The organism is Pedobacter frigidisoli, from assembly GCF_032678525.1.
GTDB lineage: Bacteria > Bacteroidota > Bacteroidia > Sphingobacteriales > Sphingobacteriaceae > Pedobacter > Pedobacter frigidisoli_A.
The window spans coordinates 183,955-210,953 of record NZ_JAVTSE010000005.1; the positions used below are offsets into that span (position 1 = coordinate 183,955).

Here is a 26,999-nt window from a genome sequence, read left to right on the forward strand (position 1 = left end):
GTATTTAAAGTTGTCTTCTAAGTGCTGAACGGGTTTCCTTCAGCGTAACAATACCCCGTTCGGTTTCTTTTTTTACCCGGATCAACGATCCCTCGTCATCATATTCATAAAGCGTAGAAAAGCCGTTTTCATCCATCTCTGCCATTAGTTTAAATGTTCCCGGATGATATATATAGCTTTTCATCTGCGACTGTTTTGGTTTGATCCGGATGTCATCTATATGTGTTATATTGCCTCCATTACTACCTATTGTTATTTCGAGAGTCTCATTGAGTGTATTATATATTGGTAGTTCAGCTTCAACAAGTTTCCAGCCTTCCACAGTTGCCCTGTAGTTGAAACTTAATGATGAAGCGCCGGAATTCTGCGTTTTTCTGGTACCAAAAAGTTGCAGAGTCTTTAAATCAGGTCGTCCATCTTTGATCCAGAAGCTGATGATATAGGTCTTATTAGGAACCGGTTCGAAGCCATTATTGAACATTCCAATTCCTTTGTTTAAGGTGTACTGACCATTATTATAATTTAGATAGAAATTTGTTTTTGGCTGTACATTGTGTATTGAAGTGGTTAACTTAATGCCGTTTCCGGTTAACAATACACTATTAATACCCGAATGCGCCACTCTTGAGGTGAGTACGCTATTCAGTGAGCTTTTCCCTTGCATAATATCGAATCCAACAGGCATACAAGCTCCAGAATATTTTAACCTGTATTGGGTATCTTCAAAGCTATTAAAATAAATCTCGCGGTTCATGGCATTAGAGGCAACCGCCGATGGGAGCAGACCATTAAAGTCGAAAAGGGCAGCACTACTTTTATCCATAGCATCGCGGGTTTCAAGTTCTTGACCATACCTATCGTAGGCTGTTACCCGACTCGTATTGGTCCACTTGGCACCAGCATCTGCCAGGTTCCATCTTTCATTACTATAACTGAAAAAAGAGGCAAAGTTTTCAAAGGTACCGGCATTTTTAAGGTCTGCTCCTTTTGCCTGACCAAAAATATCGCTGTATCTGCGACTTACCTGATAGGTAAACTGTTGTTGAGGTCTCCAGTTGCCCAATAAGCCCTGAACAAAAGGATTATAGTAACTATCATTGGTAAAATGCCATACCCTGTTGCCATAAACATCTGACCGGAAGCTCTGAAGATCATTACGTCCTACAAGGTCGTGGGTCGTAAAGATAATATTGAGGTTTGCGGCCGAATTCGCAGCCACCAGTTCATTTGCTGTATTATTGTAAATTTCCACGCCAAAACTGCCGGGATTTTCGGCATCAGAATTATTCGCCCTGTTAGTATTATAGCCTTCTATCTCGATGGTATGTTGGCCTGCCGGAATGTTCAACGGTCGCATGGTCCAATATTCAAGCGATTGCCTGTCTGTAGAAATAACCGATCCATCTATAGTTATCCTGATGTCATCATCACCAGAAAACCCGATGTAATAGGTCTTATTGTATTCGGTTTTGAAGGCTGTACGGACACCTACCCACCTGTTGATATTTGTATAGATGTCATTGTTTTCAGCGAGCCATATACCAGCAGTCCAAAGCCTGCGGTTCATAAAAGTATTATTAGGAATGACAAAAGGGTTTCCACAATTAGGAATATACACCTCGTCATCACATGCATTAAATATTCTGGCAGGAGCTTGTCCATGAAGGCTATGATTTGTTGCATCTTTAAAACGAAATATCATGGATTGATTTTCAATTGGTACATCAGATTGCCCGCAGCTATCGCCAGGCCAAAGCTGATCGTATGTTTTTGCTGAAGCACTAAGAACTTTATAGCTTCCCAGTTCCTGTTCAGTAGCCAGTATAATCCGGTTATTATAAACAGGGTACTTGAGTGACACCACGCTTGCTGCAACCTCTTCCAACTGGTTGCGGTAAACAGAACGCACCACCTTAAAGGTATTTTGGCTTTGAGTAATGCCAGCCAATTTTTTACCGCTGCGATCGATAAGACCTTTGGTATATCCCGTATGTTCATTTAACCCGTTCTCAAATACCTGGACGGGGTTTAACTCGAGGGGCCGGCAATTGATCACCCAATAGCGATCACCCGATGACGTATTAATTAGCTCATCTCCCTCTGAAAGAATATCCCAGTATTGTTGATTAATTTCCTTAAAATTATTTAAGGCAACATCTTTAAGTACCATACCTACAGTTTTATATGCTCCGCCCATTTTAGAATAAGGCCAGTAGGCCGGGAGGTTTAGCGTATAGAAATCCTGCTTAAATTCACTTTGGGTTTTAGTAATAACAGCATCACCCGTTAGCCCGTCGTAGGCCATATTTTCAACCGTCGAGCTAGCCCCATCCTGCTTTTTAATTACCTTATAGAGAATACCCGTTGTACTCACAACCTTTACCGCACAGGCGGATCTGAAAATTTTCAGTTCAGTATTTACATTAATAGGAATATGTGGGATTGGTATTTGAAACACCGGGAGAAAGTCAATGCCAATAGTTGCACTTACACCTGCATTTGAAGATTTTTGTTCCCTTAAATCGGTAAAAAGCTCTATATCTCTACCTATAATTTTATCAGAATGGAGGGTACCACTCTGATCGACAATAGTCACCTGATTATTAAGTTCCTTCACCCGATCATTAGCGTTTTTAACCCTATACTGATATTCGGTAGAAGATATTTCAGCACCCGATGCGTTGAATACCCTAGTGGCTTTGGGTCTTCCATGCATGTCGTTCACTTCGATGCAATAGCCCTGGCTCATTGTTAGGGTTTCAAAATAGTTGGTTGTTACAACTGCATAAATTTGTGCCGGGATTGGATTTTCACTTTTAATCGGGGTAACGGTTACCTTGGTTGGAAAGTCGCGGGCGGTATAAAATTCATGAATCGTTAAACCCGTTTTAGGCCATTCCTGCGCTATTCCGTTTGCATCAAGATCTCTTACTGTTACTTTGCTATATCCAACTGAAGGTGCCGGAAAAAACGATTCTCCAAATGGCTCTTCGAGTTCAAAATAGTTATTGATCGCCCCTTTAATTTTCTGCATATAGGGTACTGGCTGCCTGAAAGGGTTTTCATCACTTCCAATTCCAGGTTCATACGCAGCTACCCCACTACTTATTCTTTTTCCACCTTCAAGCATGGTATAATCGTAAGCTTGGCCAAATACACCATTGGCAATCCCTGTCCCTGAAAACCCACCCCAGTTATCATTAATAAACAGGCGTTTCACACGGACTCCACCACCAATTTTAAAACCGCTTCGCTGGGCAATTTTTGCAAAACTCTGTCCGGTCCGGATCTGGGTAGCCAATCCCTTACGTTTAGCTTTCTGATAAAAATTCTCTTTTAATTCAGCTAGATTACCAACTGCATTTCCAATGGCTGCAAATACTGCTTTGGCTCCTGATGAAACATTGTCACCTACCCGGTTCTGAAAACCAGGATAAGCATACCTTGGATATTCATTTTTCAACCTTTGCCATGCCGCGTGCCGGATGGGGTTAATTGATAATCCAGCCTCCTGAATTTGCTCAAACGTAACATTTGCGGTATTCCCATTAATTGATACATTCTGGATTTTACAATACACCGGTACTAAGTCGTAATCATCGGCTTCAGTACCTACCTTTACAAAGGTTTTAGTATAAATGTAAGATGACCCATTTAAATAATTTTCTTTAAACCACTGCAAATCGGTTCCCTGACTTCCACTCTCCCTGCCTGAAGGTAAGTTAATATTTATACCAGTGGCTTCATCATTGAGGGAGCCATCGGCTGAGCCTGCCATACTAAACGGAGCCATCACCATCGCCTGCCGGTTCTGCACATAAGCGTAATCATCAGCTTCGTAATCAACCTTTATTTCTCCACCTGAAGGAAGTATAATAGAAGAAAGATTCCACAGCGCTGCAGCATCGTCGGCTAAAGCTTTATTTTGATCGCTATACGGGAATTCTTCATTACTTAATCCTCCAATATTGCCCAACCCGTCCTTAAAAGTGCCCCAACGGTCCATGCTCATGGCAACATATCCTTTTTCTTGATTATTAATTTTCGCATTATAACCAAATTTGTATTTATGATTAGCCCCTTTGGTAGTTTTGCCATATTCAAACCATACAGCTTTTAACGTAAGTTTACCCTGAACAGCTCCATCGCTTGCCGTAGCATCCGAATTAGGTGTATTAGGACACAAGCCATAATCGTAATCAAACTTAATTACCTTGATCGGTTTTGACATATCCATCCTCGAATACAGCCTGATTTCACGTAATCTTTTTTGACGTACTGTTCCGCGTTCGCCATTTAATCCATTAACGCCAAGGCCATCTTTTCGATCTTCAGTGATAAAATAGGCTACTTTTGTACGGGACACAATGCTGTTGACATAAGCGATTTCTTTTTCTCCGTAAACAATACTTCCTTTATCATCATCAGGATCGGCCAGAAGTCCCCGATTTAAATTCGCCAGATTTTTGACATCAGAAGCATTCGAAAAATGATTATTATAAGGCGTACGCCATTTAAAGTTATTGATTTTAGAATAATTAAACTTTAGTGCACTCCCATTGTCATCTGGAGTGATCCCATCTCCTGTCTTGTCTTGATAATCGGGCGATAGAATTCCCGATAACATGTAAGCATAAGCATAAGCAGGCTGTTTTTCCTTATGGTAATAGTGATCAATTCCTTTTCCTGTTTCGACCCCCGAAGCGGATACCGCAACCAAGCCACGATCGGACAAATATCCTCCAGCCTGTCTGCCTACGTTTTTTCCAACAGCAAAACTGTATTCCTCGTGTGAGATATTATATACCGGAAAACCGTAAACAGCTCGTTGCCCGCCACTTTCATTGACCGTAATTTCCGATATATGATGGTTTTTGCGGGTACCTCCTGTACCTGATACCCTTGGTAGTTTTTCAATAGGTTGTATTAAATCCGGCTCCTCGGGCGGTACGAAACTACCATAGTTGTAAAAAGGATAAACATCAATTGTTTTATTAAGTCCCCCTATCGAGGCTTCTTTAGCTGTAAGATAAGATATGGCTGTTTTTTGAACCTGTCTTTGTGTTTTTAGGATTGGATCGTTTACCGATTGATTTAGATTATTGTAAAAGCCATTCTGAACTACGAATTCATTTGCCGCACCTGATCCACCAATTTTAATTGATACCGGGTTACTTTGTTTAAGTCGACCAGCCAGAGTTTCATCTTCCTGGCTTAACTCGCCAAAGGCTTTGAAAAATACATGTTGATATCTTGGATCCGTACGTGGTTCATCCTGAAAATCACCTTTTTTGATATAAGCATTTTGATCTGTCCACTTTTGAGTGGTGTTATTGCCGAACTGATTGTAGGCGTTAACACCTATGTGTTTACCTAGGCCAAACCCCAGATCAACTCCATAACTTTCTGCCTTGCTTTGTTCATTTACCCGGTTATCAAAATAAGCACCTGTCCCTCCCCGGTAAAGCCTGAACTGGCCAGACCCGGCCTGGCTGTTGTAAGTCCACACATCGGGCGTTGTAACCGGCAATGCCAGGTTGGGCATATCTTTTATCACAGGGTTGTCCTTCTCCCGGATAAAGTCCATTAGAGCATCCGGATTATCTTTTCCACGTTCGGCATAAAGGAAGCCATAGGCAGGATTACTCATATTTTCATTAGCTACCTCCCGGGTATTTATATACCCTGTTGCCCCTGCTCCCCAGTATAAAACTGTAGCCGAAAGTCCGGCGTCAAATGTAACAGAGGTAAACGTTGACCGGTATGGAATCTGAACTTTTGGCATAATTGGTTCGGTATTGAAGGAGTGTGAAGCTTCAGCTCCGCTATACCCCTTGTAAGTTTGACCAAAACTTAATGCTTTCATTCCCGATCGGCTGTTATAACCCAATGAGCTACTTAAATTGGAAAGCGTATTACTGTCGCCGTAAGCGCCCTCCCTAACAGCGAGGCTGATGTTAGGAGAAATATCGGCACCATTGGCAGTACTTGATGTTACCCCTAGACCTAATCCGCCAGTGTAACGCCCACTGTTAACGAAAGAAAATGAAATACCTGCATTTGCCGAAATTTCCGCGCCGTAGCCGGTGTAATTATCATTAAAAACGCCCAGGCTCAGATTACCAGTAATTCCCAATTTACTTTTTGAGTTTGTTTCCTGAAACCGCCCCCTTATTTCCATCTTCGTATGCAGCCTTCCTCCAATGGTAATTTTCTTTTTAATATGGTGGGAGGTTTCCACTTTATCTTCTCCTCCAAAATCATCAGCAACACCTCTTACCTGTCGGTTAATAGCCCCCACATTTAGGTTCCAACCTAGTCCAACCCAACTGGCTTCATCTTCCATACCGGTACCCGATTGATAAATCAGATTAACCGGATAGCCATCAATATCAAGCAGAGGGATGTTGTATTTAAAGTCCCCACTGTTCAAATCTACCATATCACTGAGTCCCACAGGCTGAAATTGCTGTACCTCTGGTTGAGACGGCCCCGTTGTTAAAGCATGGCCTGCAATAGGTAACAACACGTTAACTAACCAGATCATCAACAGCAGCCTTCCTATAGCAACTGTCCTTTGCGTTAATATATTGATCATATTTGTTTTATCCTCAATGTATAAGTCTTTCCGTTAATATATTTGTCGTGATAAATCAGCAAGGGTTCACTTTCCCCTATTGCTTCGTGAGGGCTGAAAAGCAATACATATTCGTAGCAGTTTGCAACTGACGTCGATACAGGTATCACCATGTCAGGATATGTTTCTGATCCATGGTGGGTTAGGTAGAACAAGCTATCTGCATAAAACTGCATTTGTTTGTTTAGAGCTAAGGCAAGTGATTTCTCCTGCTCCTTTTTTGTGAAAATCCTTACCCTATATTCACTTATTGAATCGGGATGGCTAACCTGTTTCATCACCTGAATGTGCAGATCGTTATCGACTTGTTCAGCAGAAGGATTTTTTAATTTACATGAGCCCAAACTCAGCAAAATGATCAGAATGGTAATATTTCTCATTGAATCGCTTTATAGGTAAACCTGATACTTCTTGTTGTTCCATCCGGTAACGTAACCCTCATTACGTAGTGTTCGCCGTCTTTGAAAGCCGCGTTCCCGGTAAAATCTAATTTGATTTTATTTACGCCCTTAGTTAGCTGAATTTTCTTCAATCGTCTGGGCAATAACGCCTTGTTACTAATGCAAATGATAGAGTATCTTAATTGTTGCTCCTGATTGGAATTAATGAGTGAAAAACGTAGAATACCATTAGCTACGTAAAAATTCCCCTTGGCCAGGTCTTCAATGTCCCGATATCCCAGATCACTATCTGGCGCATTTGCCATCGTATCCGGGCAATTCACCTCAAACGACCATACGTCCGAACGGTTGATAATCGTTTGGTCTTTATAGGCACTTACCTGCCAGGCATATTTTTTTCCGGCAACCAGCTCTTTTGCGTTAGGTGGGTAAACCAGCAGGTTCGCCGGAATACCCTTTTGGTTTACGACAGGCAGGTTGTAGTTGAGTGCCTCAACGGCATTTTGCTTATCTTTAATTTCAACCAGCAGGAGCTGATACAGCTGTCCGTCAACTGCAGGTAATGAGGGCTGCCAGGTAAGCAGCGGCCGTTTCTCGCAGATCTCATCCTGATCATAAGGTTCAATTAAATCAAGTGGCGCTGGCGGAGTCACTTCATGGTTAAACGTCTGATCGACGATAACCTCCTCACTAGAGGAAGCCGAGATGATGTTGAAAGCATACTCATAATCACCCTGCGGAAAATATTGATTCCGCCTGATGAAATTGGCTGTGGTGTTCTGTGCGATTGCAATACTGGCCGAACGGGCTACACCAGATGGAATTACATTGCTCCCTGGTCCGATTTGAAACGGTACTGTTTGGATCGTAGCAATTCTGCCCGCACGGGTTTCGCTAACCACAATATTCATCCTCACCGATTTTATGCCGGTGGGATTATAAATGGCTGCCCTGAACAACCCGTTCAATGTAGTGCCCTGTACTTCTGGTACGAAAACAATTGTGGCCTGTCCCCATGCAAAATTTGCGTAGAAAAAAAGGCACATTAAAAATATGTGTTTTAGCTTGATCATTTTCTGTCCAGATAATAGTGAATAGATAACTCGCCCCTGTTGGTGGCAAAAAGGTCGGGGTAGGTCGGACTAATTAGATTCTTTCTCATATCCACGTAAGCAGACACGTCGAAATGTTTAAGCAAAATGAGCTGGATGCTTTGCTTAACCCCTGCCTGGCGGGCAAGATTCTGGTTATCGAGGTAACTTAGGCCGGTAGACATCGATATCGACCGGAATATTTGATATTGAATAGATGCATCTGAATTGAGCATATTACCCAGGATGGTATTGGTATTCAGCTCGCGGTTGTAAAAGAGGTTGCCTGAAAGCGAAAAGTTGTTGAAGTTTACACTTTGTACCATGTTAACCTGCATCAGGCTGGAGTTACCCAGTGATAAAGGATTGGCAATTTCCTGCTGACCGAGACTGAAATGGGTGAAGCTGCGCTGCCCCAACAATTTATAGCTGCTGTTGAGGTCGAGCTGCAGTTTCCGAGCGCCATATACTGGTGTGCTGCCCTGGGTTACCTTATCCACACCATTACTGATGTATTTTACACCCAGTGTAGAGCTCCTGGAAATTTTCATTCTCGAATCGAATTGAATATTCCGGTTGCTCCAATGAGCATTGTCGGAAGCACTGATTGGCATATTTTTGAAGTCGCTTCGCAAGGCAAGCGTAAGTTTATTATGGAAAAGCGTTTTACGGATATTACCTCCAAAACGAAGATTGAGGTTACCGATTGCCTGCTGACCGGGATTTTGGAAGCCTGATCCTGAATAGCTTACAAATACCGAACTTTTGAGTCCGATTTTTTTCGCATCAATTGCATGATTAGCACCCAAAGACATAGTTTGTAATAAATCGTCACGGAAGTAGTTACCATTGGTGTACCGATCAATCATGAGCTGATCGGGGCCAAAGCTGGCCAATTCTTTATATTGGGTAGAAGATTTAGACACATCAAGCGTAACGGTACCTGCAGATTTAAATTTAAAAGCCTGGCTCAGGGTAAATACCATATTATTTCTGGGAAGGGTATTTTGTAAAGGGGCAAAGCCACCAGAAAACTGCCTGTCATAAGTACCCACCCACGAGAGTTTTCCCGAGCCGAATGAAAAATTAGTTGTGGGTACACTCAGGTAGCTGTAAAGCTTTGGGATAGAAAAGCTGGAAGCATCGAAGCCTGCATCTTTTGCACTGTTTAGGTCTTTGGTGGTACTGATTCCCACTTTAACTGGTCCCCTGGCGGTGCGTAGCGAGAGGTTAAATCCATTCAGAAAAAGATCCCGGTTCAGGAAACTACCCGGAAGCTGTGCACCAAAGTTACCGGCCTGCATTTCCCGTAGTTGCGAATAGCTTTTTTGCAGAAAACTACCCTGTTTCGACTTGGAAAGTTCTGCAACAAAAAAATCTTCCATTTCTTTTTGGGAAATTTTACCACTGGCTACTTTTTCCATCAACGCCAGTTTTTCGGCATCAAGTCCACTTTCGTTCACAGCAGCTTGTAGTTCATGGATTTCTTTATATAAAATATCTTTCTTTTCCATATAGAGGTTAGTCAACGAATCTTTTCCTTTATCACTAAGCGCTTTGCCCTGACTTATAATCTGTTGTTTCGCCTCATCTGTAAATTCGTTAAGTTTGGTTTTAAGCTCCAATTCATTCATCTGTAATAAACTGCGCATGCGTTCAGGACTATTGAGGTAGGTTTGTAATTTTGGTACCATGCTCAGGTCAATACTTCTCGCCAGCCGGTCCTGAATTTTTTTTCGCAATACAGATTCAACAGCCTGCCCGCTAAGTACATTTTTCTTTAACTGCCTATACTTATTGATATCAGCACTGAAGAATTCTCCAAAGCTTGGTCGCGGAATATCGAACTTGAATAAATTGCCTTGATCCAGCCTGAAATCCCGCATGCCCGTAAAATTGTTTACAAGGGTTAAATCAATCGGGATTTGTTTCACCTTAAGTTCTCCATTAAAACTCAGGCTATTAAAAAGATTCTTGCTACTATTCGGTGTTTTTACCGGAACGTATTGCGTAGCGTTTTCTACCGAGAAATCCTTAAGTTGAATTGTAGAGCCTTTTTTAACAGAATCTTTTTTGAGCAGCTTAGCAATGTTTGACTGTTTCACACGCTCATTTACCTGACTGGCAATATTTTTTTTAGCTGACTGAAATTTCTGGGCTGCTATCGAATCGACCCCGGCAAATTTCTTTTTGGCGGACTGGAGACTATCTGCAACAGCCTGCTTACTTACAGGCAGCTGTGCAAAAAGCCTGGCCGGGCACAGACAGCAGAAAAACAGTACAATTACTATTTTTAAGACATTGTTCATACAATTCATTTTTAGCATAGCACACTATTGCTCAACTCTTCAAGCGGTCGATAATGGACGTTAAAAGGGGTAAGTTAATGGTGTTTGTTTGGTTTTCCGGAGGAGTTAACTCCACTTCGAATATCATTAAAAAAGTACCGGCGTGAAAGAGCTGAAGGGGTTGTTTGGACGGAACACTCGTGAATGCAGACGAACGCTGGGAAATGTTTGATGAAACCCAAAATTTTGGAAGGACTATTTGCGGCGAAACTGCATAAGTTTCTTTTTATTCTGTCCTTTATGCTCCAACTTATCCACTTTCTTTCCCATTTCAACAAGTTGCAAGGTGAGCTCTTCGATCTTTCTGAGCAGTATTCGGTTCATTTGCCCAAGTTCAATCCCCTTTTCACTTGCCGTTTTCGCAGAAGGCACCTCAGGTAAATGTTTGTGCATTCTAATATAGTTTTCTGTATCATGAAGCGAGCGAAGCGGATAATCCGGCTCAAAAACATAATCTGGCATTCCACTCCCATCTACTTTGATTTCTTTGGCGTGGATCTTCCCGTTTACCGTCAATCTCTCCGCAGTAGCATCAGTGCCAATGCCAACATTTCCATCCAGTACATGGAGGTTACCAATATAGGTGTGACCATTATCTCTGATTTGGTTATAGGTCGTCACAATGGCACCATTATCGGCCAGGTTGGTATCATTTTGCGAGCCTAGTTCCAGGGTTCCGGTCAATATCTTATTGACCCTGAACGTACCGACATCAGCACCCGTAGCGGCCTTCACCCAGATTTGAGATTCAGCTCCAAAATTTAGGAGTGCAAAAGCTGGTTGGAGCCATTGGGCATACCCCATGCTATGATGCTCCTGAATGGCAAAGTTTTGTGCATTGATAAACTGCATCTTGCCCGAAAGCAAGGAGGGTGTATGTGCAGTAGTGTGGAAATAGGTGTAATCTATCTCGCTGTGACGGCCACCAATTCTGGCCACCAGATACCATTTTCCATCTGCAGGCAAATTAAAGTCCTGGGCAGCAACTTTGAAAACAGGTAGCAGCAGAATCAGGAAAAAAAGTTTATTTTTCATTTTCTTTTTTTAATTCTTTTTAGCTCATTGAGCGCCTTGGTTAGTTGTATTTCCTGTAATTCCAGCTGATGTTCATGATTTATCAGGTGGAGTGTCAGTTCTTCAATCTTTTTTAAAAGCAACCTGTTCATTTCACCAAGTTCGATACCGTTCTGATCAGCCTCTACTGCGCTGGGTACTTCAGGCAAATGCTTGTTGAGGTTGATGTATTGCTCAATTTCCCGCAGCGACAAATTTCTATATCCTGTTTTGAATACATAATCAGGCATATTCTGTCCGCTTACTTTAATTTCCTGTGCACCAATCCTACCAGCTACAGTGAGCCTGTTCTCCGAACTGAATGTTCCGATTCCAACATGTCCACCAGACCCAACTACCATTCGTGGCTGTAAGCCATCATGATCGCGCGTATAAATTTTTAGGCCTCCACGATCTACAAACTGCCCACTACCATAAAAACCCTCCAGCCTCACATTCTCGATCCCAAAATCTGAATTGAAAAAACCCAGACGACCGTAGTCTGCATCTGCACCACTGGTATTGGGATTAGGCGTGCTGACATTGCTGAGAGAAATATTAGCATGGGTGTGGTTATCCCTATTAGTGACGCTGGCGAGCGTTTCACCCTGATCCTGAATTCCTAAAAACGTTCGGGGACTTTGCACATCCACATCATGCACCATTCCGTTACCATTCACCCTGGCTACCGACTTATCTACATGATGAAGGTTTTTCGTAAGGCCCTTGATCACGGTATCCCGGGTTCGGACAGGTATGCTTCTACTTGCATACATTGGTAAATATTCCTGCTGGGCCGTAACTGTAAAACCAACGATGCATAGAAATAAGCCAATCCAAATTTTCTTCATAAAAATATATTTAGCGTTTGTTCTTCTTCAACCGATTAATTTCCTTTCCCTGCAGCCTGATTTGTTTGTCTTGTTCGATAACGTGTAGGGTTAGTTCCTCAATCTTCTTAAGGAGCAGTTTACTCATCTCGCCCAATTCTAGTCCATTTTGCTGAAACTCCTGAGCAGATGGTATTCCGGGAAGGTGTTTATTAATTTGCAGGTATTTTTCAAGTTTGGGAAGTGGCATGTTCCAATATTTTTGTTCAAAAACATAATCCGGCATATTGCTGGCATCCACCCTGATTTCGCGTGCTTTAACTTTGCCATTCACCGTGAGGCGTTCGCTTGGGTTGGCGAGGCCAATCCCAACGTTACCATCCCGATCAATACGCATTCGTTCGATGTTGTGGTAAGTACTGAATGTCAAATATCCACCCGTTACACTCCCACCACGATAAAAATTAATCGCACTATTAGTTACTCCATAAAAGTTATGTTCCAGTGCAAAACTCTTATTCTGAAAAGCCTGGTTTTGTGTTTCGAAACCTCTTACACCCAGAAAGGTTCCTTCACCTGCATAATCACCTTCCTGTAAACGAGCCATAACTGTTGCTAAACCGCCGGCGCTGACAAACTTAGCGTTATCAAATGTAGCACGGGGGGTGCTGGTCGCAACTCCAACATTTCCTGCTGGCGAAATAGCTATGCCATTATTCAGGTACTCACTGCCGAAATAACTTATACCTCCTGATGCGCCTAAAACAGCTGTTCCATTATAATCGTCGCCTGTCACAGATAATTTCCCTCCCCATAGGTCCAATTTGTTACGGGGATTTACGGTATTAATTCCAAGGTTACCTTGTCCCCCAATAAATACCCGTGATGAACCTTGAGTAAAAAAATTTATACCAGAAAATGAAGATAAATATGCGTAAGGTGGCCAATTAATATCTTCGTTATACCAACCTAACCCATAAAAGGCAACATCCTTTCCACTATATACAAAGTGGTCAGCTGGATTAATCGCAACTGCAGCAGCATTGGCGCTGGTAAGATGTGTTTGTGCTAATAGCGTGATGCTAAAAGGCATTAATAGTAATGTAAGTCTAATTCTTGATCTCATTTTTCTTTTGGTATCCCTCTAATTCATTCAGCCTTTCTTCGAATCGATTCAACTGCTTATCTTTTTCAATAAGGTGTAAAGTGAGCTCCTCAATCTTTTTCAGGAGTAACTTATTCATTTCTCCCAGCTCCAGGCCATTTTGTTCAGCCTCTGTTGCACTCGGGACTTCAGGAAGATGTTGATGTTTTTTGATATAGGCCTCCGTTTCTGAGAGCGACATGTTCTGATAACCTGCTTTAAAAACGTAATCTGGCATACCCTGTACATCTACCCTGATTTCACGGGCTTTAACTTTGCCATTCACTGTAAGACGTTCGGTAGGATTTTCTAAACCAATGCCAACATTCCCTGAAGCATCCCATATGCCATTTGGAAGTTTAATGTGAGGCCTTCCCCAGCCGCCATCGTAGCCAAGCTCCATAATGCCATTGCCAACACGGATAAAGTCGACGCGTAAACCCGAATCGTGGAATCCGATAGTCGAAAAGTCTTGAGCATTCAATAAAAGTGTACTGGATGAATGCCAATTCTGAGCATGAGGTGATGAATTTTCTAATATGTTACCGATACTCATATAACCATCGGTATTGTTATTATTGACGCTGTTCGTTCCAACCATCATCGATCCGCCTTTTAAATGCAGCTTCACATCCGGGGAAGATGTACCGATGCCAATATTAGCATTGTTTACAGTAAGCCAGTCATTCATCACCGACATTTCTGGTCTGCCAGAAAACGAGGGCGATAATTTCAATACCTGTTCTTCCCGATCAGCATTATCAGTGCATATAATGTCAAGATCAATGGCATTACCCCGATCAGTGGTTCTGAATTTCCATCGGTAAGCATTTTCGTAGTTTGCAGATAATATTAGATTAGTAGAGGATGAATAACCGCCAAAGATGTGCATTTGGTTACCATTGACGGAAATCGTATTTATTCCTAACCCTGGGAATACACCTAAACCGGAGCTATATAATTTGCCGTCAGAAACTTCCATTCTTAACGAATAATCTGAGGTACCATCATTCGTATCATGAAAATCGAAGAATCTACCTACTTCCATTACTCCACTCGGCTCGATGAAAGGCGTTCTGTTAAAATGCTGTGCACTTGCCGGATTGTTACCGGAAAGAATCAACAACGTTAACAACAGCATATTTAAAAGTAAACCTGGTACTTCTGTGGATTTAAAAGGATGCTTACGGAAAACAAAAATAACGGCCAGCCGAAGTAGAAATGTTGCTTGACTGAATCTCATATTGCTTATATCCATCTTAATTCTTTTTTAATTTTTGTATTTCTTTAGCTTGCTGATCCAGGCGCTCGGATTGCACATCCAATTTTTTTGACTGTTGGATCAAATGCAACGTTAGCTCCTCAATCTTCTTCAAAAGTAGCTTATTCATTTCTCCAAGCTCAAGGCCATTTTGTTCGGCATCTTTAGCACTCGGGACTTCAGGAAGATGTTGATGTTTTTTGATATAGGCCTCCGTTTCTGAGAGCGACATGTTCTGATAACCTGCTTTAAAAACGTAATCTGGCATGCCCTGTACATCAACCCTGATTTCGCGCGCTTTAACTTTGCCATTCACTGTAAGGCGTTCGCTTGGGTTGGTAAGGGCGATGCCTACATTCCCCACAACCACATTCAGGTAACTATCACTGTTTCCCGTTAGATTCGAATTGGTAGCACCATTGGCATAAAACAGCTTTACACTTGATCCGAGTCCTGTGCCTCCGGTAAGCACCGTACGGTCTACGCCTCCCTGTGCACCGACTGCGATGTAGTTCGTGACATCCAAATCGTAGGCACGGTTTTCGGTACCCACTCCCACGTGGCCGTTGGATCGGATAATCATAGCTGTCTTTTTATCATTGGCCAGGTCGCCGTTAGGTCCGTGAAGCAGAAAACGCATGCCCATTTGCATAATACCTGGGTACCCAGCGTCAGGATAACCGTTACAGCAATACCAATCAGGATAAGAGTCGATAGATGCTCCAAAATAATTAGGAATAATATCACGAAAGCCAGTGAACTGAATTCCTTTCGGCGCGCCGTTTGCTTCATAATTTCCTATAGTAATAAAACTTGCCTCCGGAAGCTGCAATTGCGTTTTTGGATTGAGTATGCCCAATCCCAACTTACCTTTAATGAAGCTATTTCCTGTACCTCCATCCACCGAAAGAAGCGGGACAAAGCCTGAAGACCAGAATGAAAATTGCTTGTCTTCATTCATGTGTATTCCAAAACCCGGGCGTGCGATACCATTAGTACCAAATCCTGTCTTGATCAAACCTTCATCCCATCCCAAACTAGTGTTGCGGTACCAAACTACATTTGGCCACTCCATCTGATCATTACTATTGAATGTACCAATTACCTGTTGCGCCTTTGATGAAAGATAACTAAAAAGGCTAATCATAATAAGGCTTGTGAAACCCTTGAATGCTATGTTCATAAATATTCTAATGTCTATTCGTTAATTTTCTTGCAAGTGCCTCAATTTTTTGATTCTGCTCCTGTATAACCTTATCACGGTCGTCGTTGCGTTTATGCTCGCTGATCAGGTGCAAGGTCAGTTCTTCGATCTTCTTCAAGAGCAACTTATTCATTTCACCCAGTTCAAGACCGTTCTTTTCAGCTTCTACAGCGCTCGGTATTTCCGGAAGGTGCTTGTTGTCTTGTATAAACTTCTCAAGATCTTTCAAAGGCATATTTTTGTAACCGTTGTCAAAAACGTAATCACCCAACCCGGATCCATTCACCCTTATTTCCAGCGCCTTAATTTTACCATTAACGGTGAGTTTTTCGCTGGGGGTATTGGTTCCGATGCCTACCATACCTGCATGGTACACATTGCCTGATGCATCAAAAGAATGATATAAGTTGCCACTGTAGACACCGCAACCATAACCTCCCTGACAAGAATTTCCGTAAATCCTAAAAGATTCATTCGCATCATCGTTCAACTGAAGTTCAAGCCAGTTTTCGTTAGAGCTGGATTGCACCTTACGCAATCGGTATGGATCACTGTCGTCTCCGCCATCGGCATTTCTGAAAGCAATTTCTGGTACGCTGATGGTGCCCCGTACATCCAGCCGCGTGGTCGGATTATCTGTACCGATGCCAATGTTTCCGTCTCCACGCATAAACATCAGCTGCGTATCAGTTCCGGCATTACTAAAATGATGGAAGCCAAACCCTCCAATAACACCTGCGCCCTGATTGGTAATAAAACTGGTCTCCCCTTTCCCCGCCGAGCGGTTGAGGCCAATCAGCAATTTACCTGTATTTGCCATATAGCCGAGTTGACCGGGGGCTCCTGCCGGATCAAGATTAGCCCCCCCAAATAGTGCAGTCCCTGAAACCTCAAAATTTGCCTGCGGTGTTTGAGTACCCACGCCAAAGCCATTGGACCCGAAAAAAGTGGGGTGATGGCTACCGTTGGATAGTTGTATAGTAGTAGAGCCACTGGCGTTCCCATTGGTCAAATGAAGGCCATAACTGAATCTGTGGGTCGCCCAGCCATCGTTCATGTCTACAATATCGCCATCGTCAGATAATGTAATACCACCTCCGGTTGCATTACTCATTGATACGTATAAATTACCTGTTGCCCGCATCCCACCATTCAGATCGAGTTTAAAGACTGGATTTGGATTTCCAATACCAACCGATCCAGACGGCGACATAAACAGTCCTTCAACGGTATCATTACCTCCACCCGGCTGCAAACCAAAAGTGCTCGAATTGTTTAGCAAACCTAAACCATACACCATTTGTCCGCTTCGAATGAATGACAGGTGGAACTGGTTACCCTGCTCGGGAGGCCGGACTATCTGCAAATAACCATAGCGATGTCCATCATACGAATCTCCCACATCAATAGATGGGATTCGAAGCCCTATGTTCGTGCTATTGCCTCGTTCAGTGACCGTTTGGAATGTTTCTACCTGCGCTTGCGCTTGAAAAGTGCTAAATAAAAATACAACTGCGTAAAGCCACTTGAGCCGGGTCGAGGCTAATCCAGATGTTATATATGTTGCCATACTAAAAAATGTTAATTAGTTTGTTTGTTGACTCTTTTTACTATAACTTAATCAATACCTTTCATCATTGCGCCGTAGTTCTAAACCATAAAAAAACAACCCGTTTTAAACAAAACTAATTTTTGCATAGTACGCCACATACACCCGGTTGCGACAAGGTTTAAAAAAATAATAAAACAGGAGGTTCAGCTTGTTTGGTAGAAAAGAACTTCAGTCCGAAGTTCATCAAAATAATTCTGGTTCAGGCCCCTGCAGAATATGAAATCCACAGAACTTCCTTCCAGGTTGACGAAAGCTAAAAATTGCTTGACGAAACAGGTAATTTGCGCCGATGGAAAAAGTTTTCCACAAAAGTCCGCACTTTCAAACCAGATTATCTTTTTAAGTATTATTTTTTTGACAATATTGTTACAAAATATATCTTTGTAACATAGTCGTTAACCCTCTCTAAAAATGAAGTTAAATTGTATTGCTGTCGATGATGATGCAGCGAACCTCGAAATATTATCTGATTACATTGAGACATTAGGTAATTACACCCTTCTTAAAAGCTTTACAGACCCAATTTCAGCAATGCATTACATCAGAAAAATGGATAATCTGGATATCGTATTTATGGATATCGAAATGCCAAAAATGTCAGGCATAGAGCTTTCAAGAATCATTAGATCGAAAACAAAACACTTAATCCTTACTACAGCACACCCTAAATATGCATTAGATGCGTTTGAAATTGATGCTGATGATTTTCTCCTGAAACCCTTTTCGTTAGGCAAATTTGCTGGTGTTTTAAATAAACTAAACAGCGCTTCAGCTCCTGTAGAACCACCGGCAAAGGCTGAAGATGATGAATTTTTCTTTATTAAAAGTAAAAATGATAAGTCGAGATTGGTGCGAATTCGCTTCGCGGAGATTGTAGCTATTGAAAGTATACAAAATTATGTTTCTATCTACACCACAAATAAAACGATTGTTGCCCACATCACATTAATTAAAATAAAAGAGATTTTAGCAAAGAAAAATTATTTTATACAGATCCACCGTTCATTTGTTATTTCCAAGAACTATCTGGAAGAGATAGAAAACAACATTATTAAAATGGCCAACGATCTTCGGATTTCCGTGGGTGACAGCTATCGTGATGAACTGACAGATTTTGTTAAGGAAAAGACTGTAAAAACCGGGAGAAGTTAAGCTTTTGTAACAAAAATTATAGCGATAATAAAAATTATTGCCCTAAACATATGCGGATGCTATTGAAACCGAAATATCGGTTTAATTTCTTTTTTGTTCCTTTTCGACCATTATGTCCAATTAACTGATTATAATTCTTTTTATTCTTTCTCATTGATGCCTTAAATTTAGGAATAGATAAAATAAATTCAACTCTTTGTTTTAGAGTTATGATTGTTGGATCGTTATATTGATCAGCATCCATCTCAATCTTATAAACCTTAATGTAAAATCGGCCTATTTGCCGATTATTTGTGCACTCATCACCACCAAAGAACCCAAGCTATTCAGAAAAAATCACAAAGAATCATCGCTTGAGATGATGAGTTGATTAACTGCGCTTAACGTAAAATAGATCTTCTAAAATCCTAAGATGATAACCAGAATAGTTCCTTTTTGGTTACGCTAAAGGCATTTACCACCCGAAAAGGGCCTTCAAAGCTATCTGCAAGCGGTTTTCTAGTCATTTATGGCTACTAAACCACTAGCAAACCACTAGCAGACCACTAAGATACCACTAGCTGCATTCCGTTGATGTGCCTTAAAAGGTCAACAGTTGAGGCGTTAAACGTTGGAAAACTTACGCTGGATATCACCCCCAACCTTTGTTTTTCGACATTATCTTTTTTACCTTGCGCACTATCCAGTGTCCAGCGAAAAGAAACGATGAATAAGAATGCGCCCTTCGATTACAACCTTTGCATTGCGGCACTCCTGATCACTGCCAATGATATACAGACCCAGTTTTACAATTTCTGTTTATACCTCACTTTTAAAAAAAGCTTAAAAAACTACGGCTACGACTTAAACAACCTTGATGAAGATAACCTGATTCGGGATGCAGACTTTTTCGAAACGGTCGATGATCCCTTTGTGGTACGCTCCTATGAAACCATGGGCATTTCCTTTCCGATAGCTGATGATATAGAACTGCGGCACGGGTTATTAATTATGGAATGCTATGCCGACCGGGAAGTTCAGCGGGAAGCCACCCGCTATCAGCCCATTATGCGCAACGACCTCATCACCAAAAGTTATGCAAGGGTGCTTTTCTATTACATCAACTTTTACGATTCTGTTTTACTAAGCCTTTATTACTATGCCTGCGCATTGTCGGTAGGTAGTTATAAAATTCCGAAGTTTATGCGAACCCATTTGGATTACTCTCTGGCCGGCAGTTTCAAATATCTTAATCTGGATAATCAGGACGTAGTAACCATATTAGAGGCGATGGAAAGTTTCCTTGAGGAACAGCAAAAGGTAACAGAGTTGGTAAAGCAGTTAAAGCCATATGTAAGCTGCCCTAAAGTTTGAAAGAACAATATATTCTAGATACCTCACAAACCTCATCCATTATTCTATGATGAAAAGAAGTTAGGATTAAATTATTTCTTGACGAATGTCAAATCCAATCTGCCTCTATGTACTGTAAAGGCGGATATTCCTGTAGTGTGAAGATTTTAATTTTTCAAATTCACAATAAATCCGATATTTGTATGATTAGGCATACGTTTTGTACTATGATACAACTATCCCTATGAAAATATTAACTGAAAATAAAGATTTAAACAAGAGTCTGTTAAAACGTTTTAACCGACTCCTAAGTACACTCGATATCAACAGTGACTTCCTGGAAATTTCGACATTCTACAATGGCGCGCAGATTCAGGTGCGGATATGTGGAAGACCGGATGAAGCTAACAATCTCAGTTGGGATGTAGTGAGGGTGATAAATAACAGTATGGTGATACCATCAGAACTACAAACCTCAGCGCTGAACAAATAGTTTTCTGAAGATGACGCTGATAGATAAAAACATTTACGAATGAGAAAAGGAACAATAATATCCCTTGACGAGCTAGATCAGACGGGAATGATCGTAGACGAGAATGAACAGGAAATTCCTTTTCATGCCAACCCAAAAGGCCATAACCTTAAACTGAATGACAATGTAATTTTTGAAATTGCATTAACCATTTCCGGGTTATCTGCAATAATTACTGGCTTATAAACCGTTTATGTGGCGGAAAAATTGGTCCTGATCTGAATTTTTGGTAAATCTGTTTTTTTGCAATAGCATCATTCCTTTGGAACCAGTCTAACCCTGATCAGATTTAAGGGAATAATTTTCCAGCTCCAGTTTCATTTCCATTCCCTTCCTGGTTTGCTGGGTTACATCTGTTGCAATGATCATAATGGCGGAAGTATTACCCCGTGCATTGATCAGCGGCTCATATATAAAATTAAAAAAAACTTCTTCCATTCCGTTTTTAAGCTCAAGCATTACACTGGCCTCCTTCCCTACATATCGGGTGCCGGATGTATAAACCTCATCCAGTATGTCCAGATAAGGCTGTCCGATCAATTCAGGCAATGCAATCGACATGGGTTTGCCGATAACGGATTTATCTTTTCCCCAAAGGTTAAGGATCAGTTTGTTGGCAATTTCAATTTTAAGTTGCCGGTGACGCACAATCCCAAAGGCAATCGGGGCCTGATCCAGAAAGGCCTTTAATTCAACCCGTAACCGGGAAAGATTTCGGTTGAGCAACAAACCAAGATTGTACGACTCACTAAGCTCTTGTTGAGCAACATTCAGATCATCATAAGCCACATCAAGCTCAACCTGAAAAAGGTCAAATTCCTCTTTAATCAGGTCGTAATCATCAGTCATTGATGATGATAGCGCCATTGCACTCAACTGAACGCCCAGCATTCTGGCCATGCCATCCAGCATAAGCTGATCCTGATGTATACGATCGCCGGTATAATGAATAATGATTACACCAAGAACTTCTTGCTGATCTCCGGGGATTTCACTATAAATACAGGAGGCTTTCTGGTTTGAAATACCATCAGGAAGCGCGCCAAGCCTGATTTCCACCTCATCAGTTGAGAATTGCTTTTTGATTAACAGGCTAATCTCGTCGAGAATGGCTTCCCTGGCCTGAGTAAGCCTAACGCGAAAATGTTTAACATCTAAAGTCTCTCTGGACAATAACATACTGGTAGTGTATTTAATACTTAATAGATAGCTGCTCGAACCAATATTGCCAACGTTAACATTTCATTAACAAACGACTGATCATCAAAACTTTGCACGCATTGAAAATACCTATAAATACCCGGCTATTTGCATAAAACCAAAAAATGTGATGAATTTAAGGGGTAAATTCACAAAATCACGTATTTACCACGCGTCAACATGACTATACTTAACGCTTTTCGAAAGATTGCAGGAAGACATCCAGACTTTGTTCCTTTTCCAATCCAAGTTTTTGTTTTAACCTGTACTTGGCCATTCGTATGCTTTTGATTTCTATCCCCAACCTGCTGGCAATTTCCCGGTTATCAAAACCCATTGAAATGTAGGCGCAATATTTCAGATCAAGCCGTGTCAAACCCTCACCTGCCCTTTTTTGCAGCGCACTAAAAAACGCAGGATGAATATCACCTATAGAATGGTATTCTTCATCCTTATCTTTCTCCATCCGTAAACTTTGAGTAATAATGCGTCCCATCGTTTTCGCTGCAGCTTCTGTGTTTGAATCTTTCGATTTATCCTTTAATAATTCCAGTATGGTATTCTTCTCTTCTATTTTCAGGGTTCCTGCAAGTAATTCCCGCTCTAACCATTCCGTTCGGTCCTGAAGCAGGGCCTGCTCTGCGGCAATTCTCTCCCGTTCCTGTTCACCAAGTGACGCCCTGAGTTCGGCCTCTTGTTTTTCCTGAAGCGATAAAAGTATTTTTTGCTGGGAAGCTTTCAGTTTGTAATGATAAAACCCCAGGAGCAGCGCCAGTACCAGAATACTTGCCGCAGCAACACCCACATACAGCCAGTTGATCTGCCTGTTAAGTTTCGCCCGCTCCCGTAATCCGGATATTTCCATATCGCGCTGTTCAGCATGATATTGTTCTTCCAGTTGCTGAACAGTAGCCAGCTTCTGGGCATCAAAAACTTTTTTATAATAATCTGTATACTGCTTATAATAAGCAAGGGCCTTAACTTTGTCGCCACTTTTTTCTGCAAGGTTGGCTAAGCCCATCATCATCCGGGAACGGGTGATGTCTACCCCAGGCGAAGCACGGTTGAGTTCTGATATGCCCGTGAGCAGGTAGTTTTCCGCACCTTTATAATCGTTTCGCCGCATGGCATATTCACTTAATATGCCATAACAATTGGCAATTACTTCCTGTATGTTTGTTTTCCTGGCAATATTTAACGCATCGTTCACATATTTTCTGGCTTGACCTTCAAATCCCGGCGGAAAATATTTAAAATAGATATTGGCCATATTGAGTGCCGTGAGAGATGCATTACTTTGAAGTAAGATTTTTTCCCGGTTGAGCTGATATACCCGCGAAGCCTTGTTATAATGATACATAGCAGAATCAAGAAGATTGCGTTTCGAAGTATTGGCCTCAAAGGCCGAAAAAAAACTATGTGCCACCGTCATATAGGCAATTTGAAAATCATCGGGGTATTTGCTTTGCTGCGCCATCTGCAGTGCTGAAACCGCATACTTATGTTGTTTCAAGGTATCGCTCCCGTAGGCATAAATACTCGAAGCATAGTGATCAATCAACACCCGGTAACTGTAGGATTTGCGATCGCTGCTGGCACCAAGTAACTTGTCTGCCGTAATGAAAGCAGACATGGCTTGCTCATTATCTCCTTTATTCAGCTCAAACCAACCCTTGCGTAGCCATGCGAAACCTTTATAAAGTTTATCGTTAGATTTTTCAGTACTTTTTAAAGCACTGTCAATATAAGCCCCTGCCCGTTTCTGTTGTTCTCTTCTCATCAGCAGATGTCCGGCTGTGGCATAACAAAAAGCAAGGATACCTTGATCTCCGTCCTTCTTTGCCTGCAAAACGGCATTTAAGGAAAGTTGGACTGCCTTTTTAGGATTGGTCTCGTAGGTGGCTCTTGCCAGTTCTGCCATAGCGACTGGTTTTTGTTCGGCTGATGCGTCTTTTATTACGCTTTCCAATGAATCTAACAAAAGTTGCTGTGCCTTAGACTGGAAGGCGAAAGTCATCAGAAAAATAAACAGCAAAGGGGCAATTTTATTCAACATCTGTAAAGCATATATCTGTTTAACAATGGGTAGCTGGATTAAACGAATATACAATAACAAGCTATTCGGAATATTGTTGTAGACATTTTGTAGACGCCTGGATTTTTAAAGGTAGACGCAATGTAGATGCCATTTACTTGGTCATCAGCACAGTTACCAATAATTTTGTTTCAATCAATTTATATCTATCATTTAAAAAAACAAAGTTATGTCGAACAAAACAATGGCCATTTTGGCTTATGTTACCATCATCGGATGGGTGGTAGCTTATCTTCAGTACAAAAAAAGTGCAGACAGAAATCCATTAGTGAATTACCATTTAGGGCAATCTTTAGGTTTAATTATTTTAAGCTTTATCCTGGGAATTGCGTTGTCTGTAGTGGTTAGCATGGTACCTTCCTTATACTTCCTGTCACTTATCGTAAGTGTGGCCACCCTCGTATTTCTGCTTTTAGGCATTGTTGCCGCAAATAATGAGGTGAGGAAACCCCTTCCACTTATCGGAAAATTATTTGAGGGCAAATTCAATTTTGCCAGCTAGTTTACGGAATTAACGTTTCTCCGGTCGCCAGGATGCCTTGATTAAACAAGGTGCATCCTGGCCTGACTGTTAAGCTTAAAAAAAGCGCTTAATAGGCCGCCTTCAGAAAGGCAATAAACAGAAATTGCCCATGATGGCTGATGGAGGCGAGGTGACGGGTCTTTATATCCCCGATAAATATTTCCGGGAGTCCGCTGTTGTCTTTTTGCAATTGCATGCCCTCATTCCCCCGGTTAAAACATAAAGCATAGTCATCCGAATTGTGGCGCTGCAGTACGCAGCACTGGTCAATGCTCAGGTCGGCTTCAACACTCAGTGTATGAACATAATCTGAAGTTATAACACTATGAGTCATGAATTTATCACCACCATAATCAACAGATCCTGTAGCTTGTAAATCATCAAGTTGAACAGCACATCGAAAACTCGTTGGATTGTAAAACCGATGTCTGGTATTTCTGTTGACGATTTTATATGCTGCTTCTTTCATACTCCAGATGAGCCAAACCATCAGGTCAGCACAATCCGAATCGTAAACCAGCTGCTGCTCCTCAGGACTGAATATTTTATTAAGGTAATTTGCCCTTCTAAAGTTATTCTGCTTTGCGGCCAGGTTCAAATCTACCACATCATTTCCCAGCATTTTCAGCAAGTTTGTTTTGGATCACTTCAATGGTGGCTTTCACATTCAGCATTTTCGCCATCGAATCGTTATCTATTGTGATATTGAATTTTTCTTCGATGTCTAAAACAATATCAACAAGATTTGCTGAATTGACTTTTAAATCGGCAATAAAATCTGTTTGCTCACTGATATTATTTAATGCTCCTTTTTCTTCAGTATAAAGTGATATGATATCCGTTAAACCGCTAATTATCTCTTGTTTATCCATTTTTGTATTTTTTAAAAATCAAACAGGCATTCACATCGCCGAAGCCAAAACTTGCTTTTGCTAATATATTAAAGCTTTTTTTCAATCGCTTTTGGGGAATCCGGTCTTCAGCGATCAGTGCTGCAATTTCCGGATGCAAATCTTCGCAGTTCACATTCGGAAAAATGAAACCATGGTGTAACTGGAGAACGGGAGCAACACTTTCAATACTTCCTGAAGCGCTGATGCAATGCCCAATCATCCCTTTAAGCGAATTGATATACGGAAAGTCCGCTTTCGAACAGCCTAGGGCCTCTTTCCAGTTCGCAATTTCAAATGCGTCTTTGCTGGTTGCAGTTAAGTGGCCATTAATCACTTCAATATCTCCAGGCTTAATACACGCATCACTAATGGCTTCGTTGATACATCGTTGCACTGCCGCAGCATTGGGGGCCGTCATGGTGCCACCCCCCCGCTGGCCGCCTGAATTGATATGGCCACCGATGATTTCCCCATAAATTCTGGCCTTCCGGGCGAGGGCACTCTCCAGTGATTCCAGAACCAGTGCGCCTGCCCCGCTCCCCGGAACAAAGCCGCTGGCCGTTGCACTCATGGGCCTGCTTCCCGTTTCCGGAGCCTCATTATGTTTAAATGTACACACCTTCATTGCATCAAAACCGCCCCAGATATAGGGACCGCTATCACTGGTGCTCCCTGCCAGCATCCTTTTCGCTTTACCAGACTTAATGTGCTCATACGCCATCAGGATACTTTCAGTGCCTGTTGCGCAGGCCGCCGAATTCGTACTGACACGGTTTCCTAAACCAAGTTTACCACTAATAAATGCACTGACGCCGCTGGCCATGGTTTGCACCACTACACTGCTTCCCAGCTTTCTGATTTCCAGGGCATCGATTTTGTTGATGGCCCACCTGAACTTATCTATTCCTGAAGTTCCGGTACCGAAAAATGTGCCGGTGTCCCAATCGGGTTCGTTGGCAGCTGCAGTATCAAGACCTGCATCCTGCCAGGCATCAAGTCCGGCAATAACGCCGTAAACGATGCCCGTACTGTCCATGTTTCTCATTTCAAGCGGGCTAAAGTATTGTGCAATGCGCTCGGGACTAAGCTCAGGCATGCCGGCAATCTGACAGGAAAAGCCCAGCCGTTCGAGTTCGGGCTGATGCCGGATCCCGGATACCCCCTTTTCTATGGCCTGCTGAAACTCGGCAAGCGTTGTACCATTGGGTGCACAAACCCCAAGCCCTGTAATCACTACCCTGTTTTCATTCATTTGAACTTCCCGTTAACATACCTGATATTGTACCTTTGCACACCGTCTCTCCGGCCGCATTCTCCATCCTTACTTTACAGGATAATTTATTGAACCTGAAGTAAACTTTCTCGCTGATCACAGTAACCTGCTCTCCCGGATAAACAGGTTTTATAAAATCAATACAGCTCGAGCTCATCGCCAGCCCCGTGCCTTGGCCCATAGTACTTTCCCTGAGCAGATATATCCCTAAACAAACTAATCCAATCTGGGCCATTGTTTCAGTGAGTATAACGGCCGGGGTTACCGGGAAATGCCTGAAGTGAGACTGGTAGAAGGGAAGCGTCTGATCAAAGGTGTAGGTGCCCTTAATACCGTTTTCATCAATATGCAAAAGCTCGCCGACAAACAAAAAGCCGGGACCATAAGGAAGTTTACTTAAAATTTCTGCACTGGTCAT

The 26,999-nt window shown here is 42.0% G+C and carries 21 protein-coding genes; 5 read left to right on the top strand and 16 right to left on the bottom strand.

What is annotated here, in order from left to right; all coding sequences use genetic code 11:
- Nucleotides 1-4: 4 nt before the first annotated feature.
- From R2Q80_RS15365 to R2Q80_RS15410, 10 genes are all read right to left on the bottom strand, one after another.
- On the bottom strand, nt 5-6,598 hold the full coding sequence (locus R2Q80_RS15365; protein ID WP_316800441.1) for a hypothetical protein: 6,594 nt from the start codon (nt 6,596-6,598) through the stop codon (nt 5-7).
- The gene (locus tag R2Q80_RS15370; RefSeq protein WP_316800442.1) at nt 6,595-7,017 is read right to left on the bottom strand and encodes a hypothetical protein; all 423 of its coding nucleotides are present in this window, start codon (nt 7,015-7,017) and stop codon (nt 6,595-6,597) included. The genes R2Q80_RS15365 and R2Q80_RS15370 overlap by 4 nt, the downstream gene beginning before the upstream one ends.
- Nucleotides 7,014-8,084, bottom strand: a complete 1,071-nt coding sequence (locus tag R2Q80_RS15375; RefSeq protein ID WP_316800443.1) for a DUF928 domain-containing protein — start codon at nt 8,082-8,084, stop codon at nt 7,014-7,016. The genes R2Q80_RS15370 and R2Q80_RS15375 overlap by 4 nt, the downstream gene beginning before the upstream one ends.
- Before the next feature lie 23 nt (nt 8,085-8,107).
- Nucleotides 8,108-10,438, bottom strand: a complete 2,331-nt coding sequence (locus tag R2Q80_RS15380; RefSeq protein ID WP_316800444.1) for a hypothetical protein — start codon at nt 10,436-10,438, stop codon at nt 8,108-8,110.
- A gap of 234 nt (nt 10,439-10,672) precedes the next feature.
- Nucleotides 10,673-11,512 (bottom strand): hypothetical protein, encoded by an 840-nt coding sequence (locus R2Q80_RS15385; protein WP_316800445.1) that lies wholly within the window; start codon nt 11,510-11,512, stop codon nt 10,673-10,675.
- Nucleotides 11,509-12,381 carry a hypothetical protein gene (locus R2Q80_RS15390; RefSeq protein ID WP_316800446.1) on the bottom strand — a complete coding sequence of 291 codons (873 nt, stop codon included), beginning with the start codon at nt 12,379-12,381 and terminating at the stop codon, nt 11,509-11,511. Before R2Q80_RS15390 ends, R2Q80_RS15385 begins: the two co-directional genes overlap by 4 nt.
- Before the next feature lie 10 nt (nt 12,382-12,391).
- Nucleotides 12,392-13,486: a hypothetical protein gene (locus R2Q80_RS15395; RefSeq protein WP_316800447.1), complete on the bottom strand. Its 1,095-nt coding sequence runs from the start codon at nt 13,484-13,486 to the stop codon at nt 12,392-12,394.
- Complete coding sequence (locus R2Q80_RS15400; protein WP_316800448.1) at nt 13,470-14,747, bottom strand: hypothetical protein; 1,278 nt, start codon at nt 14,745-14,747, stop codon at nt 13,470-13,472. Before R2Q80_RS15400 ends, R2Q80_RS15395 begins: the two co-directional genes overlap by 17 nt.
- Before the next feature lie 16 nt (nt 14,748-14,763).
- Nucleotides 14,764-15,912, bottom strand: coding sequence for a hypothetical protein (locus R2Q80_RS15405; RefSeq protein WP_316800449.1), 1,149 nt, complete (start codon nt 15,910-15,912; stop codon nt 14,764-14,766).
- A 43-nt stretch (nt 15,913-15,955) separates the two neighbouring features.
- Nucleotides 15,956-17,539 carry a tail fiber protein gene (locus tag R2Q80_RS15410; protein ID WP_316800450.1) on the bottom strand — a complete coding sequence of 528 codons (1,584 nt, stop codon included), beginning with the start codon at nt 17,537-17,539 and terminating at the stop codon, nt 15,956-15,958.
- Nucleotides 17,540-17,992: 453 nt separating this feature from the next.
- On the opposite strand from R2Q80_RS15410, the gene R2Q80_RS15415 reads away from it, so the two are divergent.
- From R2Q80_RS15415 to R2Q80_RS15430, 4 genes are all read left to right on the top strand, one after another.
- Nucleotides 17,993-18,733 carry a LytTR family DNA-binding domain-containing protein gene (locus R2Q80_RS15415; protein WP_316800451.1) on the top strand — a complete coding sequence of 247 codons (741 nt, stop codon included), beginning with the start codon at nt 17,993-17,995 and terminating at the stop codon, nt 18,731-18,733.
- Between the two features lie 705 nt (nt 18,734-19,438).
- Nucleotides 19,439-20,086 carry a hypothetical protein gene (locus R2Q80_RS15420; protein ID WP_316800452.1) on the top strand — a complete coding sequence of 216 codons (648 nt, stop codon included), beginning with the start codon at nt 19,439-19,441 and terminating at the stop codon, nt 20,084-20,086.
- 223 nt (nt 20,087-20,309) lie between these two features.
- The gene (locus R2Q80_RS15425) at nt 20,310-20,558 is read left to right on the top strand and encodes a hypothetical protein (protein ID WP_316800453.1); all 249 of its coding nucleotides are present in this window, start codon (nt 20,310-20,312) and stop codon (nt 20,556-20,558) included.
- A gap of 39 nt (nt 20,559-20,597) precedes the next feature.
- A complete protein-coding gene (locus R2Q80_RS15430) occupies nt 20,598-20,783 on the top strand; it encodes a hypothetical protein (protein WP_316800454.1) in 186 nt (61 codons plus the stop codon).
- A gap of 87 nt (nt 20,784-20,870) precedes the next feature.
- On the opposite strand, the gene R2Q80_RS15435 is transcribed toward R2Q80_RS15430, so the two are convergent.
- Nucleotides 20,871-21,776 (bottom strand): PAS domain-containing protein, encoded by a 906-nt coding sequence (locus tag R2Q80_RS15435; protein WP_316800455.1) that lies wholly within the window; start codon nt 21,774-21,776, stop codon nt 20,871-20,873.
- Between the two features lie 211 nt (nt 21,777-21,987).
- Nucleotides 21,988-23,853: a hypothetical protein gene (locus R2Q80_RS15440; protein WP_316800456.1), complete on the bottom strand. Its 1,866-nt coding sequence runs from the start codon at nt 23,851-23,853 to the stop codon at nt 21,988-21,990.
- 208 nt (nt 23,854-24,061) lie between these two features.
- On the opposite strand from R2Q80_RS15440, the gene R2Q80_RS15445 reads away from it, so the two are divergent.
- Nucleotides 24,062-24,394: a DUF4870 domain-containing protein gene (locus tag R2Q80_RS15445; RefSeq protein WP_316800457.1), complete on the top strand. Its 333-nt coding sequence runs from the start codon at nt 24,062-24,064 to the stop codon at nt 24,392-24,394.
- 88 nt (nt 24,395-24,482) lie between these two features.
- Here the strand turns inward: R2Q80_RS15445 and R2Q80_RS15450 are convergent, their stop codons facing one another.
- Genes R2Q80_RS15450 through R2Q80_RS15465 form a run of 4 tightly spaced genes read right to left on the bottom strand, consistent with a single transcriptional unit; the run spans nt 24,483 to nt 26,999 of the window.
- Nucleotides 24,483-25,037 (bottom strand): 4'-phosphopantetheinyl transferase superfamily protein, encoded by a 555-nt coding sequence (locus tag R2Q80_RS15450; protein ID WP_316800458.1) that lies wholly within the window; start codon nt 25,035-25,037, stop codon nt 24,483-24,485.
- Nucleotides 25,024-25,287 carry an acyl carrier protein gene (locus R2Q80_RS15455; RefSeq protein ID WP_316800459.1) on the bottom strand — a complete coding sequence of 88 codons (264 nt, stop codon included), beginning with the start codon at nt 25,285-25,287 and terminating at the stop codon, nt 25,024-25,026. Before R2Q80_RS15455 ends, R2Q80_RS15450 begins: the two co-directional genes overlap by 14 nt.
- The gene (locus R2Q80_RS15460) at nt 25,280-26,560 is read right to left on the bottom strand and encodes a beta-ketoacyl-[acyl-carrier-protein] synthase family protein (RefSeq protein WP_316800460.1); all 1,281 of its coding nucleotides are present in this window, start codon (nt 26,558-26,560) and stop codon (nt 25,280-25,282) included. The genes R2Q80_RS15455 and R2Q80_RS15460 overlap by 8 nt, the downstream gene beginning before the upstream one ends.
- Nucleotides 26,553-26,999 (bottom strand): hydroxymyristoyl-ACP dehydratase, encoded by a 447-nt coding sequence (locus R2Q80_RS15465; protein ID WP_316800461.1) that lies wholly within the window; start codon nt 26,997-26,999, stop codon nt 26,553-26,555. Before R2Q80_RS15465 ends, R2Q80_RS15460 begins: the two co-directional genes overlap by 8 nt.

What these genes read in the sequence shown, in the direction of transcription:
- R2Q80_RS15380 (WP_316800444.1), bottom strand. Translation starts at nt 10,438, where the DNA reads ATGAACAATGTCTTAAAAATAGTAATTGTACTGTTTTTCTGCTGTCTG.
- R2Q80_RS15410 (WP_316800450.1), bottom strand. Translation starts at nt 17,539, where the DNA reads ATGGCAACATATATAACATCTGGATTAGCCTCGACCCGGCTCAAGTGG.
- R2Q80_RS15405 (WP_316800449.1), bottom strand. Translation starts at nt 15,912, where the DNA reads ATGATTAGCCTTTTTAGTTATCTTTCATCAAAGGCGCAACAGGTAATT.
- R2Q80_RS15450 (WP_316800458.1), bottom strand. Translation starts at nt 25,037, where the DNA reads ATGCTGGGAAATGATGTGGTAGATTTGAACCTGGCCGCAAAGCAGAAT.
- R2Q80_RS15420 (WP_316800452.1), top strand. Translation starts at nt 19,439, where the DNA reads ATGAATAAGAATGCGCCCTTCGATTACAACCTTTGCATTGCGGCACTC.
- R2Q80_RS15385 (WP_316800445.1), bottom strand. Translation starts at nt 11,512, where the DNA reads ATGAAAAATAAACTTTTTTTCCTGATTCTGCTGCTACCTGTTTTCAAA.
- R2Q80_RS15370 (WP_316800442.1), bottom strand. Translation starts at nt 7,017, where the DNA reads ATGAGAAATATTACCATTCTGATCATTTTGCTGAGTTTGGGCTCATGT.
- R2Q80_RS15445 (WP_316800457.1), top strand. Translation starts at nt 24,062, where the DNA reads ATGTCGAACAAAACAATGGCCATTTTGGCTTATGTTACCATCATCGGA.
- R2Q80_RS15440 (WP_316800456.1), bottom strand. Translation starts at nt 23,853, where the DNA reads ATGTTGAATAAAATTGCCCCTTTGCTGTTTATTTTTCTGATGACTTTC.
- R2Q80_RS15375 (WP_316800443.1), bottom strand. Translation starts at nt 8,084, where the DNA reads ATGTGCCTTTTTTTCTACGCAAATTTTGCATGGGGACAGGCCACAATT.
- R2Q80_RS15395 (WP_316800447.1), bottom strand. Translation starts at nt 13,486, where the DNA reads ATGAGATCAAGAATTAGACTTACATTACTATTAATGCCTTTTAGCATC.
- R2Q80_RS15455 (WP_316800459.1), bottom strand. Translation starts at nt 25,287, where the DNA reads ATGGATAAACAAGAGATAATTAGCGGTTTAACGGATATCATATCACTT.
- R2Q80_RS15365 (WP_316800441.1), bottom strand. Translation starts at nt 6,598, where the DNA reads ATGATCAATATATTAACGCAAAGGACAGTTGCTATAGGAAGGCTGCTG.
- R2Q80_RS15435 (WP_316800455.1), bottom strand. Translation starts at nt 21,776, where the DNA reads ATGTTATTGTCCAGAGAGACTTTAGATGTTAAACATTTTCGCGTTAGG.
- R2Q80_RS15425 (WP_316800453.1), top strand. Translation starts at nt 20,310, where the DNA reads ATGAAAATATTAACTGAAAATAAAGATTTAAACAAGAGTCTGTTAAAA.
- R2Q80_RS15460 (WP_316800460.1), bottom strand. Translation starts at nt 26,560, where the DNA reads ATGAATGAAAACAGGGTAGTGATTACAGGGCTTGGGGTTTGTGCACCC.
- R2Q80_RS15400 (WP_316800448.1), bottom strand. Translation starts at nt 14,747, where the DNA reads ATGAGATTCAGTCAAGCAACATTTCTACTTCGGCTGGCCGTTATTTTT.
- R2Q80_RS15465 (WP_316800461.1), bottom strand. Translation starts at nt 26,999, where the DNA reads ATGACCAGTGCAGAAATTTTAAGTAAACTTCCTTATGGTCCCGGCTTT.
- R2Q80_RS15390 (WP_316800446.1), bottom strand. Translation starts at nt 12,381, where the DNA reads ATGAAGAAAATTTGGATTGGCTTATTTCTATGCATCGTTGGTTTTACA.
- R2Q80_RS15415 (WP_316800451.1), top strand. Translation starts at nt 17,993, where the DNA reads ATGAAGTTAAATTGTATTGCTGTCGATGATGATGCAGCGAACCTCGAA.
- R2Q80_RS15430 (WP_316800454.1), top strand. Translation starts at nt 20,598, where the DNA reads ATGAGAAAAGGAACAATAATATCCCTTGACGAGCTAGATCAGACGGGA.